The sequence below is a fragment of the Paenibacillus sp. 453mf genome, assembly GCF_900116105.1.
Classification (GTDB): Bacteria; Bacillota; Bacilli; order Paenibacillales; family Paenibacillaceae; genus Paenibacillus; species Paenibacillus provencensis.
Window position 1 is genome coordinate 2984804 of record NZ_FPAC01000001.1, and the last position, 14896, is coordinate 2999699.

Here is a 14896-nt window from a genome sequence, read left to right on the forward strand (position 1 = left end):
AAGAAAAGCTCTTAAAAATGCGAAAGGAATATCTTTTCGGATTATTCGGTGTCGGTTTTGTTGTGCTTCTGCAATTCAATATGCTGGTCAACGAGCTCAATCCAGGCCCAAAAATAAACGGCATGGACATTTCACCCTCCGAAACAAAAAAGCCGAGGACGTATAAGCCTCATCCAATTCATGGATGTGACCTAAGGTCCTCAGCCTAATTAACTGGCAGCCTTACTCCGGCCAGCCTTTCACAACAACCTCATCGTTATCCTGCTCAACGTAGTCCGGCCGTTCCTCACCATTCATGAGCCACAATTCGTGCAGCGCACGCGTACAGCCGACATATAACAGCTTGGCGTCCCATGCGCTGCTGCCATAATGAGCTTGATCCGCATCCGCAACAATAACGGCATCGAACTCCAGTCCCTTGGACAGATACACCGGAAGCACCGAGTAGCCGCCCTCATACTGCTTCTTGCCATCATCGATCAGATTAACCTCAAGCCCTTCAGAACTAAGCCGCTCATGCAAAGCTTTAGCATCCCTCAGCGAGCGTGTCAGGATGGATACCGTCCTGTAGTCCTTGTCAATGAGCGTCTCCATTGCTTTTTTCAAGGAAGCTTCTCTACCCTCTTGCCCGTAATCAATGAGCCGAACACCGTCTCCGCTCCGGAACACGGGTACAGCTGTGATGCCGCTTTGAACGCCTTTTTCCAAGATCGTATTGGCAAACTCAATGACTTCCATCGTAGATCGATAGCTTCGAGTCAGCGCAAAATAATCATTATATTCCGCTGCAAAGAGTGAGCTCATTTCCTCCCACTGATGCACGCCCCGATAGGCATGAATGCCCTGGGACAAGTCGCCAAGGATTGTAAAGGAGTGACCTTTGACGAACAAATCCAGAAGCGCAATGTGGAATGGTGAAAAATCCTGCGCCTCGTCAATGACCACATGATCAAATCGCTGATTCCCGTCCACCTCATGTACCAGTACATGCAAATAAACGAGTGCCGGAAGATCTTCTTCACGAATGACATTGTTCTTCAAATCAAGAGCTGTCGACTTAAACACAGACTTTGGAATCTGGCTGACCGCTTCCTCTGGTATAGGACTCGCACCTTTGACTGCTTTGAAGATCTGTTTGTACAGCGTAAGCGGCTCATATTTCGGCCATTTGTTGCCATAAGACTTCTCGCGTGCTGATGCCTTCTTCTTCCACTCTTTAAGAACGGTGGCCGAAGGTGCCTTCTTAAGCTCCATTTCAATCCAGCGATGCACCCGGGCCATGACTCGTTCTTTGCGCTTCGCAAGAGGGTAGGGCTTATACTCTTCCTTAAACCACTTCACAATCTCTGCTCTCGCAAGCACTGCCCCGTCCCACGGTGAAAAGTCCATATCCGGTACAGAGCTGATCTCCATCCTCTTAACGCAGTCACGAAGAATTTCCATAAACGCAATAGATCCCTTAAACCGTCCTGGTACTTCCTCCGTAATCTCCGGCAGTTCTCCTTCACCCTCAAACCAATAAGACAAAGTTTCTGCAGGATCTGCCAGTCTCAGCTCCATGTCCAGCAGATTCATTGCCCAATCTGAGAAGGTGCTCTGCTGTATGTCACCCACACCGAGCTCAGGCAGTACGTTAGAAATGTAATCCAGGAACATATTATTGGGGGCAAAAATAATCATTTTCTCTGCCGATACCTGCTCCTTGTACTGGTACAGTAAAAAAGCAAGGCGATGGAGCGCCACGGTTGTTTTACCACTCCCTGCAACCCCCTGAATAATGAGCGCTGTATTCCGCGCTGCCCGGATGATTCGGTCCTGCTCTGCCTGAATTGTAGATACAATATCACGCAGCTTGTTGTCCTTATTCTCACCGAGTCGATAGACGAGGAATTCATCCGATACGGCAGGCTGGTCACTGTCCCGATTATACGTGTCTGCCACACGCTCAAGGATCTGCTGGCGAATCACAATATTTCGCTTTAAATATACGAGACCTTCAATGATACCTTCGGGTGATTCATATTCTGCGGGTCCATCCCCGCCGGTAAAAGAATAAAAGAGACTCGCCACTGGCGCCCGCCAATCAATGACCAGCGGCTGATCTGTGTACTCTTCACGATCTACGCCGACTTTGCCAATGTATAGCGGCTTTGAACTGCCAGTGCCGAGCTCTTCAAAATCAAGACGTCCGAAATAGGGCTCCTTCACGCTCTTGAAAAGCCGTTGTCGGCGTTCCTCTCGGCCCGCCTCAAGCACCTGCTCTGTAAAGTCATGACCGGTATATACCGGAACCGACTGAAGCTTCGCAAGCTGCTGTTCGACTTCCTTCATCGTATCTTTAAGCCTCTGCTCCTCTTCTTGATAGGCACTTTGAATCGTGTCATCCATAGTTCAGTTACCTCCTAAGAATTATTTTGCAGCTCGGACGTATCCGTACAGCAAAAGGAGTACTAATATACCACAAAAGATAATGAAAAGCTATTCAATTCCGGAGGGGCTGAGTTCCTCATAATTAGGCATACCGTTTATTTTATAACAAAGCATAGACCACAAAATTAAGTAGGAAGAGAACTGCTATGAAATACATTACCTTAGGTACTTCTCTGCCTTGTCCGGCTGCCAGCTTGGCTACGGGATACGCAATAAATCCAAATGCCATGCCATCAACAATGCTATATGTGAAGGGAATCATCACCATAATTAGAAATGCGGGAAAAGCTTCGGTGTAATCCGAGAACTTGATATCCTTTACGCTTTGCACCATCAGACCGCCGATAATGATCAGTATCGGTGCAATTGCACTGTCGGGTATAAGCGTTAATAAAGGGATGAATAAAAAGGTTGCTCCAAACAATACCGCTGTCGTTAGCGGTGTAAGCCCCGTTCGTCCCCCTGCTGCAATGCCCGCCGTTGTCTCGGCTGCTGCTACTACAGGACTTGTACCAAATATTCCAGCAAACACATTCGTAATCGAAAGTGCCCGAAGGCTGCCTTTGAATGTCTCTGGACGCTGAGTAATGTTCGTATGAGAAGCGATCAGACCAATGTTCTCAAATACAACAATAAGCAGCAGCAAGAAGACCGCAATCCAGAAGGATAGATTCACCAGCCCTGTAAAAGACAGCTCTCCAAACAATTGCCCATACTCTCGTATCGGCTCAGATGCCGACATCATTTGAGAAGGTGCTTCTGCAGCACCCAGCACATAGGCCAAAATCGTACCTGCGACCATGCTGATAAGGAGGCCGCCCTGCACATTTCTAACGAATAACACAAAAGCTAGCAGCAATGTAAGGCAGGCTGTCAGCACACCAGGATCATCAAAATGGCCGATCGTTACAAAGGTCGTTTGATGCGCCACAACAATCCCGCTTTTTTGAAGACCGATAAAGGTCAGGAATAGTCCGATCCCCACCGTAATACCATGCTGTAAATTGTGAGGAATCGCCTCACTAATCACTTTATACAGGTTCGTAAAGGCGACAACCGCAAACAGAATGCCCGTAATCGTGACCACCGCTAAAGCTTCCTGCCAGGTCAATTTCATGGAATGAACAAGGGTATAAGCAAAAAATGCGTTGATTCCCATTCCCGGAACAACGATAATCGGCGATTTGCCGATAAACGCCATAAATAGACAGCCGGCAATCGAAGTTAACAAAGTTCCCACCATGGCTGCCTGCAGCGGCATGCCTGCATCCGCCAGAATGGAAGCATTGACCATTACAATATAAACAACAGAGAAGTAGGAGATGATTCCCGCTCCAAGCTCTTTCTTGAGCACATCTCCTTGTCTCATTCCAACCCATCGGAACAGACTTTTTTGTTTCATATACTCCAATCCTCTTTTCCTTCACTTCAATTATCCATACAATCTCCATACAAAGAAAAAAAGCGTGAATACCATACGCTGGTATCCACGCGGGAACAAGTTTATCTTGTTCAGATTATATTCATTTTAAACCTGAAAACATCGGCTTAAGCATCCTATTTCACGGCTAGCAAATCCTTGATGGCTTCACTGACCATGATAAGTCCTGCAACAGGAGGCACAAAAGCATTACTTGCAGGCGGCTGTTTTGCTTTACGGATCTCAGGTGCATTTTCCGGAACAATCTTATCCGTTACATCCTGACGTGGCTTCATTGGCTGCTCTGTTGAGAAGACGACCTTCACGCCTTTTTTAATACCGTGCTCCTTACGCAGTTTGTTACGAATGACACGAGCCATCGGATCCATGGAGGTCTTGGAAATGTCGGCAACCTGGAATTTGGATGGGTCCATCTTGTTGGCTGCTCCCATGCTGGAGATCATCGGAATTCCTCTCTCCATGCACTCCTTGATTAAGTGAATCTTGTAAATGATCGTATCGGATGCATCCAGTACATAATCCAGCTCGTATTTAAACAATTCCTCGTAAGTCTCTTCTGTATAGAACATGTTAAGAGCAATGGCGTCGATCTCCGGATTAATCAGCTTTACCCGATCCACCATCAGATCTGCTTTCTTCTGACCAATCGTTGTCGTTAAGGCATGGATCTGACGATTGATATTCGTAATGTCGACAACATCCTTATCAATCATAATAATCCGTCCTACACCGGTACGAGCCAGAGCTTCTACGGCCATAGAGCCGACGCCCCCGATGCCGAGCACAGCAACGGTGCTGTTCTTCAGCTTCGCCAGGCCTTCCGGTCCGATCGCAAGTTCCGTTCTTGAAAATTGATGTAGCATGGTGACAATTCGTCCCCCTTACTTAGTTCTTTTCCGCTTTGGGCTTGCGAGAAACGCGGATATGAAGCTGCTCCAGCTGCTTCGTATCTACTTCCGACGGTGCATTCATGAGCAGGTCCGTAGAGCTTGCCGTTTTCGGGAAAGCAATCGTTTCACGCAGGTTATTACGTCCTGCAAGCAGCATAACCAAACGGTCGAAACCGAAGGCGATACCGCCATGCGGAGGCGTGCCGTATTCAAATGCGTCCAGCAAGAATCCAAATTTGTCATAAGCTTCTTCCGTGGAGAGTCCAAGAGCAGCGAACATTTTCTCCTGCACATCACGCTTGTAGATACGCATGGAGCCGCCGCCTACTTCATAACCGTTCAGCACCAAGTCATAGGCCTGAGCGCGAATTTGACCCGGATCGGTTTCGAACAGGTGCAGATCTTCTTCCTTCGGACGCGTGAATGGATGATGCTCAGCCACATAACGTTTCTCATCCTCATCGTATCCAAGGAGCGGGAAATCTACGACCCAAGCAAATTTAAACTTATTATCGTCAATCAAACCAAGCTGACGGCCGATTTTCAAACGCAGTGCTCCCAAAACATCAGCTACTACTTTTTTGTTGTCAGCTGAGAACAGAAGCAAGTCTCCGTCCTCCGCACCTGTGCGCTCTCTGATCGCTTCGATTTCTTCAGGTGACATGAATTTCACGATAGGCCCCTTGAATTCGCCTTCTTTCACTTGAATCCAAGCCAGTCCTTTGGCACCATAACGCGCTGCATAAGGGCCCAGGTCATCGATTTCTTTACGAGTCCATGTTCCGCAGCCTTTGGCGTTCAAGCATTTCACTTCTCCGCCTTTTTCGATTACCGAAGCAAATACTTTTACTCCGCTCGTTGCTACAATATCATTCAGCTCGACAAGCTCCATACCGAAGCGCAGATCGGGTTTGTCTGAACCGTATTTGCCCATTGCATCCGCATAAGTAATACGCTGGAACGGGGTCTCGATTTCGACTCCTTTGGTTTCGCGGAACAGTTTAACCATAAGATCTTCCATCATAGGCAGCAGCTCATCCTGCTGCAGGAAGGAAGTCTCAATGTCGACCTGTGTAAATTCCGGCTGACGGTCAGCACGAAGATCCTCATCACGGAAGCAGCGGGCAATCTGATAGTAGCGCTCGAGACCGCCAACCATAAGAAGCTGCTTGTATACTTGTGGTGACTGTGGCAGAGCGAAAAATTCGCCTTCATGCACACGGCTTGGCACCAAGTAATCACGCGCACCTTCCGGTGTGCTCTTCGTCAGAATCGGAGTTTCTACTTCAATAAACTCTTTTTCATCCAGGAAATCACGGAATACTTTGGCTGCTTTGGAGCGCAGACGGAGCGTCTCCTGCATTTCCGGACGACGCAGGTCCATATAGCGATATTTCAAACGAAGGGATTCATCCACTTCAATTCCGTCTTCGATAAAGAACGGTGGTGTTTTGGATGCGTTCAACACTTCAATCTCTGTAATTTGTACTTCGATCAAGCCTGTGGGCAAGTTCGGGTTAACCGTTTCTTCATCCCGCTTAACTACCGTTCCTGTCACAGCCAGAACATATTCACTGCGGACACGGTCAGCGATTTTGAGCGCTTCGCCGGAGTAATCCGGATTAAATACGATTTGCACGATTCCGCTGCGGTCGCGCAGATCAATGAAGAGTACGCCCCCAAGGTCACGGCGAGTCTGTACCCAACCGTTCAGTGTAACTGTTTGACCAATGTGCTCGGTCGTAAGTGTTCCGCATTGATGACTTCTTTGCATCTTCATTCTCCTTTGTAATCAAAAATTATATAAAATGTTTAGGAAACTTTTTAAATTCACCCTCCTAAATCCTCCCTGACAGGGAGGACCCCAGAGGGCGCTGCCCTCTGGACACCCGGAACCTGCAGCAGATGCAGCAGTTGGTGGAAGGTGAAAAAACTTACGTTAGTAGTGGGAGCGCTACTGTCCTTACCTTTGCCGCATTGCTGCAAAGGTAAGGACCCCGCTTCACTGCTTCCAAAGAGCGTAAAACCCCTATAGCCTTCGGCGTCTCTTGCATCGCTTCGCTCTATGCAAGCAACTGCAGGCAAACCCTTATAGCCTTCGACGTGCCTTGCATTACTTCGCTCTATGCAAGCAACTGCAGGCAAAACCCTATAGCCTTCGGCGTGCCTTGCATTGCTTTGCTCTATGCAAGGAAGTGCGGGAATACCCCCTGTAGCCTTCGGCGTCTCTTGTATCGCTTCGCTCTATGCAAGCAACTGCAGGTAAACCCCTATAGCCTTCGGCGTGCCTTGCATTGCTTCGCTCTATGCAAGCAACTGCAGGCAAACCCTTATAGCCTTCGGCGTGCCTTGCATTGCTTCGCTTTATGCAAGCAACTGCAGGCAAAACCCTGTAGCCTTCGGCGTGCCTTGCATTGCTTCGCTTTATGCAAGCACAGAAGCGCTGCTGATACTATTGCAGCGCGGAGACCAGATCGGCGAGCTTCACGACACGCTGCTCGCCGTCTTGCATTGACTTGAGCGTGATTTCTCCCCGCTCAAGCTCATCCTCGCCGAGAATCGCGGTATACCGCGCTTTCAGGCGATCGGCCGACTTCATTTGGGCCTTCATCTTCCGGCCCAAATAATCGCGCTCTCCGCTGTATCCAGCTTGGCGCAATTTAAACAGCTGTGCTGTCACTTCTGCCTCGGCAGCTTCGCCAAGGGCTACAAAGTAAACATCGAGCGGTTTCACCGCATCAAGCTCCACTCCCTGCTTATCGAGAATGAGCAGGATACGCTCAAGACCGATACCAAAACCGATACCTGGCTGATCCGGTCCGCCGATATCGCCTACAAGACCATTGTAACGACCACCGCCGCCAATAGTGTCAATCGCACCGATTCCTTCGGCTTTCAGCTCAAAAGCAGTCATCGTGTAATAATCAAGTCCCCTTACAAGACGGTGATTCAGCGTATAAGGAATCTCCATACGGTCTAAATATGCTTGTACCTTCTTGAAGTGGTTCGTTTCTTCCTCACTCAGGCTGTCCAGAATGGAAGGGGCATTCGCAAATTTATCCTGATCCACTTTGCAGTCAAGCACACGCAGCGGGTTCCGATCCATCCGGGATTTACAATCCTTACATAGCGAATCTCTCATCGGATTAAGGAAGGCCAGCAGAGTTTCACGATATACAGCTCGGCTCTCCGCATTACCAACGGAGTTCAGCTCCACGGTAACGCCCTGAAGTCCCAGCTCCCGGCAAAATTGATATCCGAGCGCAATAACCTCTGCGTCAATCGCAGGGTCTACCGAACCGAAGGCTTCTACTCCAAATTGATGAAATTGACGCTGGCGTCCGGCCTGCGGTCGCTCATATCGGAACATCGGACCCGTGTAATATAGTTTAGTTACATCCGGCTCTCCGTACAGCTTGTTCTCTACGTAGGAGCGGACAACTCCTGCTGTTCCTTCCGGCCGAAGCGTTATGCTCCGATCGCCCTTATCTTTGAAGGTATACATTTCTTTCTCTACGATATCTGTTGTCTCTCCTACCCCCCGTTCAAACAGGTGAGTCTGCTCAAATATCGGTGTACGAATCTCCCGATAGTTAAACCGCGCGCATAGCTCTCTTGCCTTGCTCTCAACATACTGCCACTTCTCCACCACACCTGGCAGCAAATCCTGTGTACCCGTCGGTTTTTGAAAAGCCATTCTTCATCCCTCCATCACTTTCCAAGTGAATCATCTTATATTAAAAAGCATGTTTAAAAAACAAAAAATCTCCCGCCCTGTCTCATACAAGAAACAGGGACGAGAGATTGCCATAAGCACATCTACCGTGGTACCACCCACATTCCGAACAATGATTGTATTAACTCATTCGTTCGCTTAAGGCGTGTAACGCTCGCCAGCGCGGTACGGCTAATCACCAATTGTTGCTTTCGCCGCCCGTTCTCGAGGAAGTCATTCGTCCGGTCATCATGAGAATCCTTCCAGCCTAAGGGATTCATCTCTAAGCATGTGGGGCACGGAGTACTTGGTCCTGTCATCAAATCACATTATATATCCTTATATTATTGTTCGATTGTAATGAACCCATACGTTAAAGTCAAGCATTTTCAAAAAGAAAATAACACGCCAGGTAAACTAATTCCAGAAAAAAGACAGAAAAAAACCTACAAAAACGGTTTGTAGGTTCAAAGTATATATTTAAAAAGGGGGTCATGCTGTTATTATAAACAGCATATATTAATAATTGATGTAGTTAATATGACGAGATCATTACAATTTTGAAAGCGCTTTATATAAATTGGCCTCACATGATTAGTTCCGTATAGTGAACAACATATATTGTCCCTGAGGCAAGCATTGATTCTCAGCACGTTCATAATTTGTTCCACATCGACACGGATTACTCGTCAATCTCAACATATCCACCTTTAGAGCGAATTTTGTTTACGACATCCTCGTACTCTTCATCCTTAACCTTCACAGCTAATACATAATGGAGGTTGTCATAGTCGTTAGTGAATACATCCTCCGCATTCAGCAGCCCGCCTTCCCGATTACCATTGCGATCTGCCGCTGTTGGTTCATCAGGATCACGATCAGAGACAACGGGAATAATAGACTCCGTTTGTGTTCCTGCAGCTGTCCCGACAGCACCTGTTGTATTGATTCCTCCCACATTGTTTTGCGGAACAAGGGGAATGAGAATTCGATTTGATCTCCCAATGGAAGAATCTAATTCTCCTACCTCCAATTGCTCTGTAGCAAATGCATGTAGGGAGATTCTTGCACCTTCTGCATCATCTTCGGTTCTGAAATACGCTTGTATTCTCTTCGACATAAAACAAACCCTCCTTATTAAAGTAGTTAGTCCATTATTAAAGTAGTTAGTCCATTGTATTCTGAAGCAGCACTTACAAACCCAGCTTCATTTATATCGCTTTTAGTATTTCTCGCACGAATGCCGGTTCGTCCTCAGGGGTACGGGAAGTGATAAAATTACCATCCACAACCGCTTCCTCATCACGGAATTCAGCACCCGCATTGATCATATCGTCTTTGAGAGGGGGATAAGAAGTCACGGTGCGTCCCTTCAACAGATCCGCGCTCGCCAAAATTTGCGGGCCATGACATATTGCCGCGATTGGCTTCTTCGCCTGATTCACTTCGGTAACGAATTTCAGGATTTGATCATTCAAACGAAGATTTTCTGGTGAAGATCCGCCCGGAATGACGACGGCGTCAAATTCAGCTGCACTGACCTCCGTAATGGCTTTCTCGATGGTATACTCTTCTTTCCCTTGTTTCCCTTTCACGGTAGCTCCCGCTTCAAGGCCGATAATCACGGCTTCATGTCCTGCTTTCTTTACCTCATCGTAAGGAACTTTCATTTCCGAGTCTTCGAATTGGTCTGCTAACAAAAATGCTACTTTACTCATTGATTATCGTCTCCTTTCAAGGCAATAGCGCCTCGAGTATTCATTACCCTGTATAATCAGTTTTATAACATCCACAGCAAAAATCTACTTTCCAATCAAAATCATCTCATCAACCATCAATGAAAAAAAGCTATCTCCTTGGGGGAAAGCATCTCCAAGAGAATAGCTCTAAGACCGCGGCAACCGGATTCTGACCGGCTTATCGGTCGATGTCGTTTCATACAACGAGATGGTTTTGGCTGCTGCTAAATTGGCCAAATGCATGGCTTCCGGAACACTTCCAGGCAGAAGCAGCATACACGCATTCATGTTCATTTGCTTTAGGGATTGTCGCATATTAAAAAGACACCGTCCTTACCAGGGTTATTCATTACCTAGTATGTCCCGGTGTCTTTACAATTAACCTTAGTTAAAGTATACGAAGTCAGTTAGACCTTGCTCTCCAATATCAGTGTCACAGGGCCGTCATTGGTCAGCGCCACATCCATCATCGCTCCAAATTTTCCTGTTTCAACGGTAAGCCCCTTGCTTCTAAGCTGCTCATTGAAATACGTATACAGCGGCTCTGCTGCTTCAGACCTCGCCGCAGCCATAAAGTTCGGTCTTTTTCCTTTACGGGTGTCCCCATAAAGCGTAAATTGAGACACGGATAAGATGGCACCGCCAACATCCACAATGCTTTCGTTCATTTTTCCGGCTTCATCCTCAAATACACGCAAACCAGCAATTTTTTCGGCCAAATAGTCAGCATCCTTCTGACTATCCTCATGAGTAATACCAACAAGAAGCATAAATCCTCTATTAATCTGGCCGATAACCTCTTGATCTACAGTTACTTTGGCTTCACTTACGCGCTGCAATACCACTCTCATGTCAATCTGTACTCCTTATTGCATGATCCGATGTACAGAATATACATCTTTAACTCGCTTAATTCGCTCTACAACGGATTGCAGATGATCCGTATTCCGAATCAGAATGGTCATATGAACCTGAGCGAGCTTATTCTTATCGGTACGACCAGTAACAGCAGATATATTCGTCTTACTCTCGGACACGGCTTGGAGTACTTCGTTAAGCAGCCCATTCCGATCATGTCCAGTAATCTCGATATCGACGCTGTAGCTCGCCGATTCATTCTCATTCTCCCACTCCACTTCGATCACACGTGCTGCTTCTTCCCCTTCGATATCTAGTGACGGAAGATTAGGGCAATCCGTACGATGGACAGATACCCCGCGCCCGCGCGTAACATACCCTACTATTTCGTCACCTGGCACCGGATTACAGCAGCGTGCAAATCGTACAAGCAGATTATCTATGCCTTTAACTTTAACGCCGTTCGTATGCTGGACTTTTCGCTCAGGAGCAGCCTTAATTTCCTTGCGCTCTGTTGTGAGCTCAAGCAGACTTGCTTCCTCCTGCTCTTTCCGAAGCTTCTCTGTTAAACGTGTTACGATTTGGGATGCAGTAATTCCGCTGAAACCAATCGCAGACAGCATATCGTCGATATCGTTAAACGCGAACCGCTTGCAGACCTCCTGCAATTTATCATCAGTAAGCCATTGAGAAGGCTCGAGGCCGATTCGTTTCAGCTCACGCTCAAGGCTTTCTCGACCTTTTTCGACATTTTCTTCACGTTTCTCTTTCTTATACCACTGTTTAATCTTGCTGCGCGCATGAGAAGATTGTGCAATCTTCAACCAGTCACGGCTAGGGCCATATGAATGCTTGGAGGTCAGAATCTCTACAATATCGCCGGTCTTGAGTTGATAGTCCAGTGGTACAATTCGCCCATTGACTTTGGCTCCAATGGTACGGTTTCCTACTTCTGTATGAATACGGTAAGCAAAATCAAGAGGCACCGAGCCTGCAGGGAGCTCAATCACTTCCCCTTTTGGCGTAAATACAAATACAAGATCAGAGAAAAAGTCCATCTTCAAGGATTCAACAAACTCAGAAGCATCCTTCGCTTCATTCTGCAGCTCCAGAATTTCTCTGAAGAACGTAATACTGTCCTCTAAGTTATTGCCTCCGCCTTCCTTATATGCCCAGTGGGCAGCAATACCAAACTCTGCTGTACGGTGCATATCCCAAGTACGGATCTGAACCTCGGTCGGCTCTCCCTTTGGACCTACGACCGTCGTATGCAAAGACTGATACATATTGGCTTTGGGCATCGCAATATAATCTTTGAATCTCCCAGGCATCGGTTTCCACAATGTATGGATAATTCCGAGAGTAGCATAGCAATCTTTAATATTATCAACAATAATCCGGATAGCGAGCAGATCATAAATTTCGTTAAACTGCTTGTTCTTGCTCGTCATCTTCTTATACACACTGTATATATGTTTAGGGCGTCCGGACAGATCAGCCTGAATCCCCATCTCACCCAGCTTGTCGGAAATACGATCTATGACATTATCAATATATTGCTCACGTTCTGCACGCTTCTTGTGCATTAGGTTAGCAATTCGGTAGTACTGTTGCGGGTTCAAATAACGGAGCGCAATATCCTCCATCTCCCACTTGATCGCCGAGATCCCGAGCCGGTTGGCAATAGGACAGAATATCTCCAAGGTTTCATACGAAATACGTCGTTGACTTTCTTCGGACTGAAATTTCAACGTACGCATATTATGGAGACGGTCCGCCAGTTTAATGACAATGACCCTGATATCCTGCGCCATCGCAATAAACATCTTCCGGTAATTCTCGTTCTGCTGCTCCTCTTTTGAACGAAATTTAATACGTTCAAGCTTCGTCAGACCATCCACAAGCATGCCGCACGTGTCTCCGAATTTCTCTTTGATCTCGTCCAGAGAAACTGTAGTGTCCTCAACGACATCATGAAGCAGGGCAGCAATAATTGATATGCTGTCCATTTGCATATTCACCACGATATCTGCAACAGCTAGCGGGTGCAAAATATACGGTTCGCCCGATTTGCGCGTCTGTCCGTGATGAGCTTTCTCAGCAAAATCATAGGCTTCACGGATCCGGGTTAATTCGGGTTCTTTGATATAGGCTCCAGCCTTCTCCAGTAATTGCTCTATGCCCATCTAATCTTGTCCGATTCCTTTCTATAATAAAATGGAACCCGCCGATCTTACATCTACACAGGTTCCCCGAAATAGTGATTTTATAATATTATGACGCTTACCTGCTTCTACGTCAACCGTCGTCATAAGATGACAAGTTATGCTTTTTTCACCAATTCCCCAATCTATTCAACTTCATTTAGACTCAAAGTCAAACCGCTCCTATGAAAACGGAAAGAAATTCATTGAAAAATCTCGTGAAACTGTATAATCTATTATGGATTGCAGAGGCTACATCTAATGATTATGCACGATATTATTTTGAGGAGTGAACAATTTTGCAGCGTGAAATCGGAGTTAACGAAAAGCTCCCTGTAGGACCAGGTCTTCTATTAAGTATCCAGCATTTGTTTGCCATGTTCGGCAGCACTGTACTGGTTCCGAACATCTTTGGTGTTGATCCTGGGATGATCCTATTAATGAATGGTATAGGGACACTTCTCTACATCTTTATATGTAACGGAAAAATCCCCGCCTATCTCGGCTCCAGCTTTGCTTTTCTTGCACCTGTCGGAGTCGTACTGGGTGAACATGGGGGGAACGGATATTCCATGGCCCTCAGCGCGTTTATTGTCACGGGTATTATCTTCTGTCTTGTTGCTCTAATTATTAAATATACAGGCACGAAATGGCTGGACGTGCTCTTTCCTCCAGCAGTCATGGGGGCCGTTGTGGCTCTAATCGGACTGGAGCTCGTTCCAGTCGCAGCCGAAATGGCAGGTCTTATTGGCACAGGAGAGGATTGGTCACCGGATGCAACCACCATCACCTTATCCATGGTTACACTTGGTGTTACTGTACTTGGATCCATTCTATTTCGTGGATTTGCAAAGATCATTCATATTCTGATCGGTATTGTGGCAGGTTATCTGCTTGCGTTCTTAATGGGAGTAGTAGATACGACCAGCTTTACAAGTGCAAGCTTGTTTAAAACTCCCGAAGTAACGACACCTACTTGGGATATCGGGGTAATCCTTACGATTGTACCCGTTGCCTTGGTCGTTATTGTTGAGCATATCGGTCATCTGCTCGTTACAGGCAGCATTGTAGGCAAGGACCTGTCCAAAGACCCCGGGCTTCATCGCTCTCTGCTCGGTAACGGGATTTCGACTGTCATATCCGGATTTGTAGGCTCTACTCCTAATACAACCTATGGAGAAAATATCGGCGTTATGGCTTTGACTCGGGTATATTCCATATTTGTCATCGGCGGAGCTGCAATCATCGCCATCCTGCTCTCGTTCTCAGGTACATTCACAGCGATTGTCGCCAATATTCCGACAGCTGTCATGGGGGGCGTATCACTCCTCTTGTTCGGGATCATTGCCGCATCCGGGTTCCGAATCTTTGTTGAGCAAAAAGTCAATTTCTCCAAAACCAAGAACATGCTGCTGACTACGCTCGTGTTCGTTACAGGGCTCAGCGGTACTACACTGTCTATCGCGAACGTACAGCTCAAAGGGATGGCACTAGCTACAATCGTAGGCATGATTGCCGCTCTATTGTTCTATCTCTTCGAAAAACTGGGCTGGATGAATGAACGTGAAGATGAGTCCGCTCACTAAGGTACACACATACGAACGAAAAAAGGTGATCAG

General features: G+C 46.9%; 11 protein-coding genes. 1 reads left to right on the forward strand and 10 read right to left on the reverse strand.

From position 1 onward, the window contains the following. Positions 1 to 222: 222 nt before the first annotated feature. From BM415_RS14080 to BM415_RS14125, 10 genes are all read right to left on the reverse strand, one after another. Positions 223 to 2388: a HelD family protein gene (locus tag BM415_RS14080; protein ID WP_091158890.1), complete on the reverse strand. Its 2166-nt coding sequence runs from the start codon at positions 2386 to 2388 to the stop codon at positions 223 to 225. A 142-nt stretch (positions 2389 to 2530) separates the two neighbouring features. Further along, positions 2531 to 3832 carry an NCS2 family permease gene (locus tag BM415_RS14085; protein WP_047913312.1) on the reverse strand — a complete coding sequence of 434 codons (1302 nt, stop codon included), beginning with the start codon at positions 3830 to 3832 and terminating at the stop codon, positions 2531 to 2533. Between the two features lie 155 nt (positions 3833 to 3987). Next, positions 3988 to 4734 (reverse strand): tRNA threonylcarbamoyladenosine dehydratase, encoded by a 747-nt coding sequence (locus BM415_RS14090; protein WP_091158891.1) that lies wholly within the window; start codon positions 4732 to 4734, stop codon positions 3988 to 3990. A gap of 22 nt (positions 4735 to 4756) precedes the next feature. Beyond that, positions 4757 to 6535, reverse strand: a complete 1779-nt coding sequence (gene aspS / locus BM415_RS14095; protein ID WP_091158893.1) for an aspartate--tRNA ligase — start codon at positions 6533 to 6535, stop codon at positions 4757 to 4759. Positions 6536 to 7213: 678 nt separating this feature from the next. Then, complete coding sequence (gene hisS / locus BM415_RS14105) at positions 7214 to 8458, reverse strand: histidine--tRNA ligase (protein ID WP_091158896.1); 1245 nt, start codon at positions 8456 to 8458, stop codon at positions 7214 to 7216. A 700-nt stretch (positions 8459 to 9158) separates the two neighbouring features. Next, positions 9159 to 9596, reverse strand: coding sequence for a hypothetical protein (locus BM415_RS14110; RefSeq protein ID WP_091158897.1), 438 nt, complete (start codon positions 9594 to 9596; stop codon positions 9159 to 9161). A 91-nt stretch (positions 9597 to 9687) separates the two neighbouring features. After that, a complete protein-coding gene (locus BM415_RS14115) occupies positions 9688 to 10194 on the reverse strand; it encodes a type 1 glutamine amidotransferase domain-containing protein (RefSeq protein WP_091158899.1) in 507 nt (168 codons plus the stop codon). Between the two features lie 168 nt (positions 10195 to 10362). After that, on the reverse strand, positions 10363 to 10530 hold the full coding sequence (locus BM415_RS25110; protein WP_170862453.1) for a hypothetical protein: 168 nt from the start codon (positions 10528 to 10530) through the stop codon (positions 10363 to 10365). 92 nt (positions 10531 to 10622) lie between these two features. After that, positions 10623 to 11066 (reverse strand): D-aminoacyl-tRNA deacylase, encoded by a 444-nt coding sequence (dtd, locus tag BM415_RS14120; RefSeq protein WP_091158900.1) that lies wholly within the window; start codon positions 11064 to 11066, stop codon positions 10623 to 10625. A gap of 15 nt (positions 11067 to 11081) precedes the next feature. Beyond that, a complete protein-coding gene (locus BM415_RS14125; protein ID WP_091158902.1) occupies positions 11082 to 13259 on the reverse strand; it encodes a RelA/SpoT family protein in 2178 nt (725 codons plus the stop codon). A gap of 317 nt (positions 13260 to 13576) precedes the next feature. Here BM415_RS14125 and uraA point away from each other — a divergent pair, with 317 nt between their 5' ends. After that, a complete protein-coding gene (uraA, locus tag BM415_RS14130; protein ID WP_091158904.1) occupies positions 13577 to 14863 on the forward strand; it encodes a uracil permease in 1287 nt (428 codons plus the stop codon). The last annotated feature ends 33 nt before the right edge of the window (positions 14864 to 14896 follow it).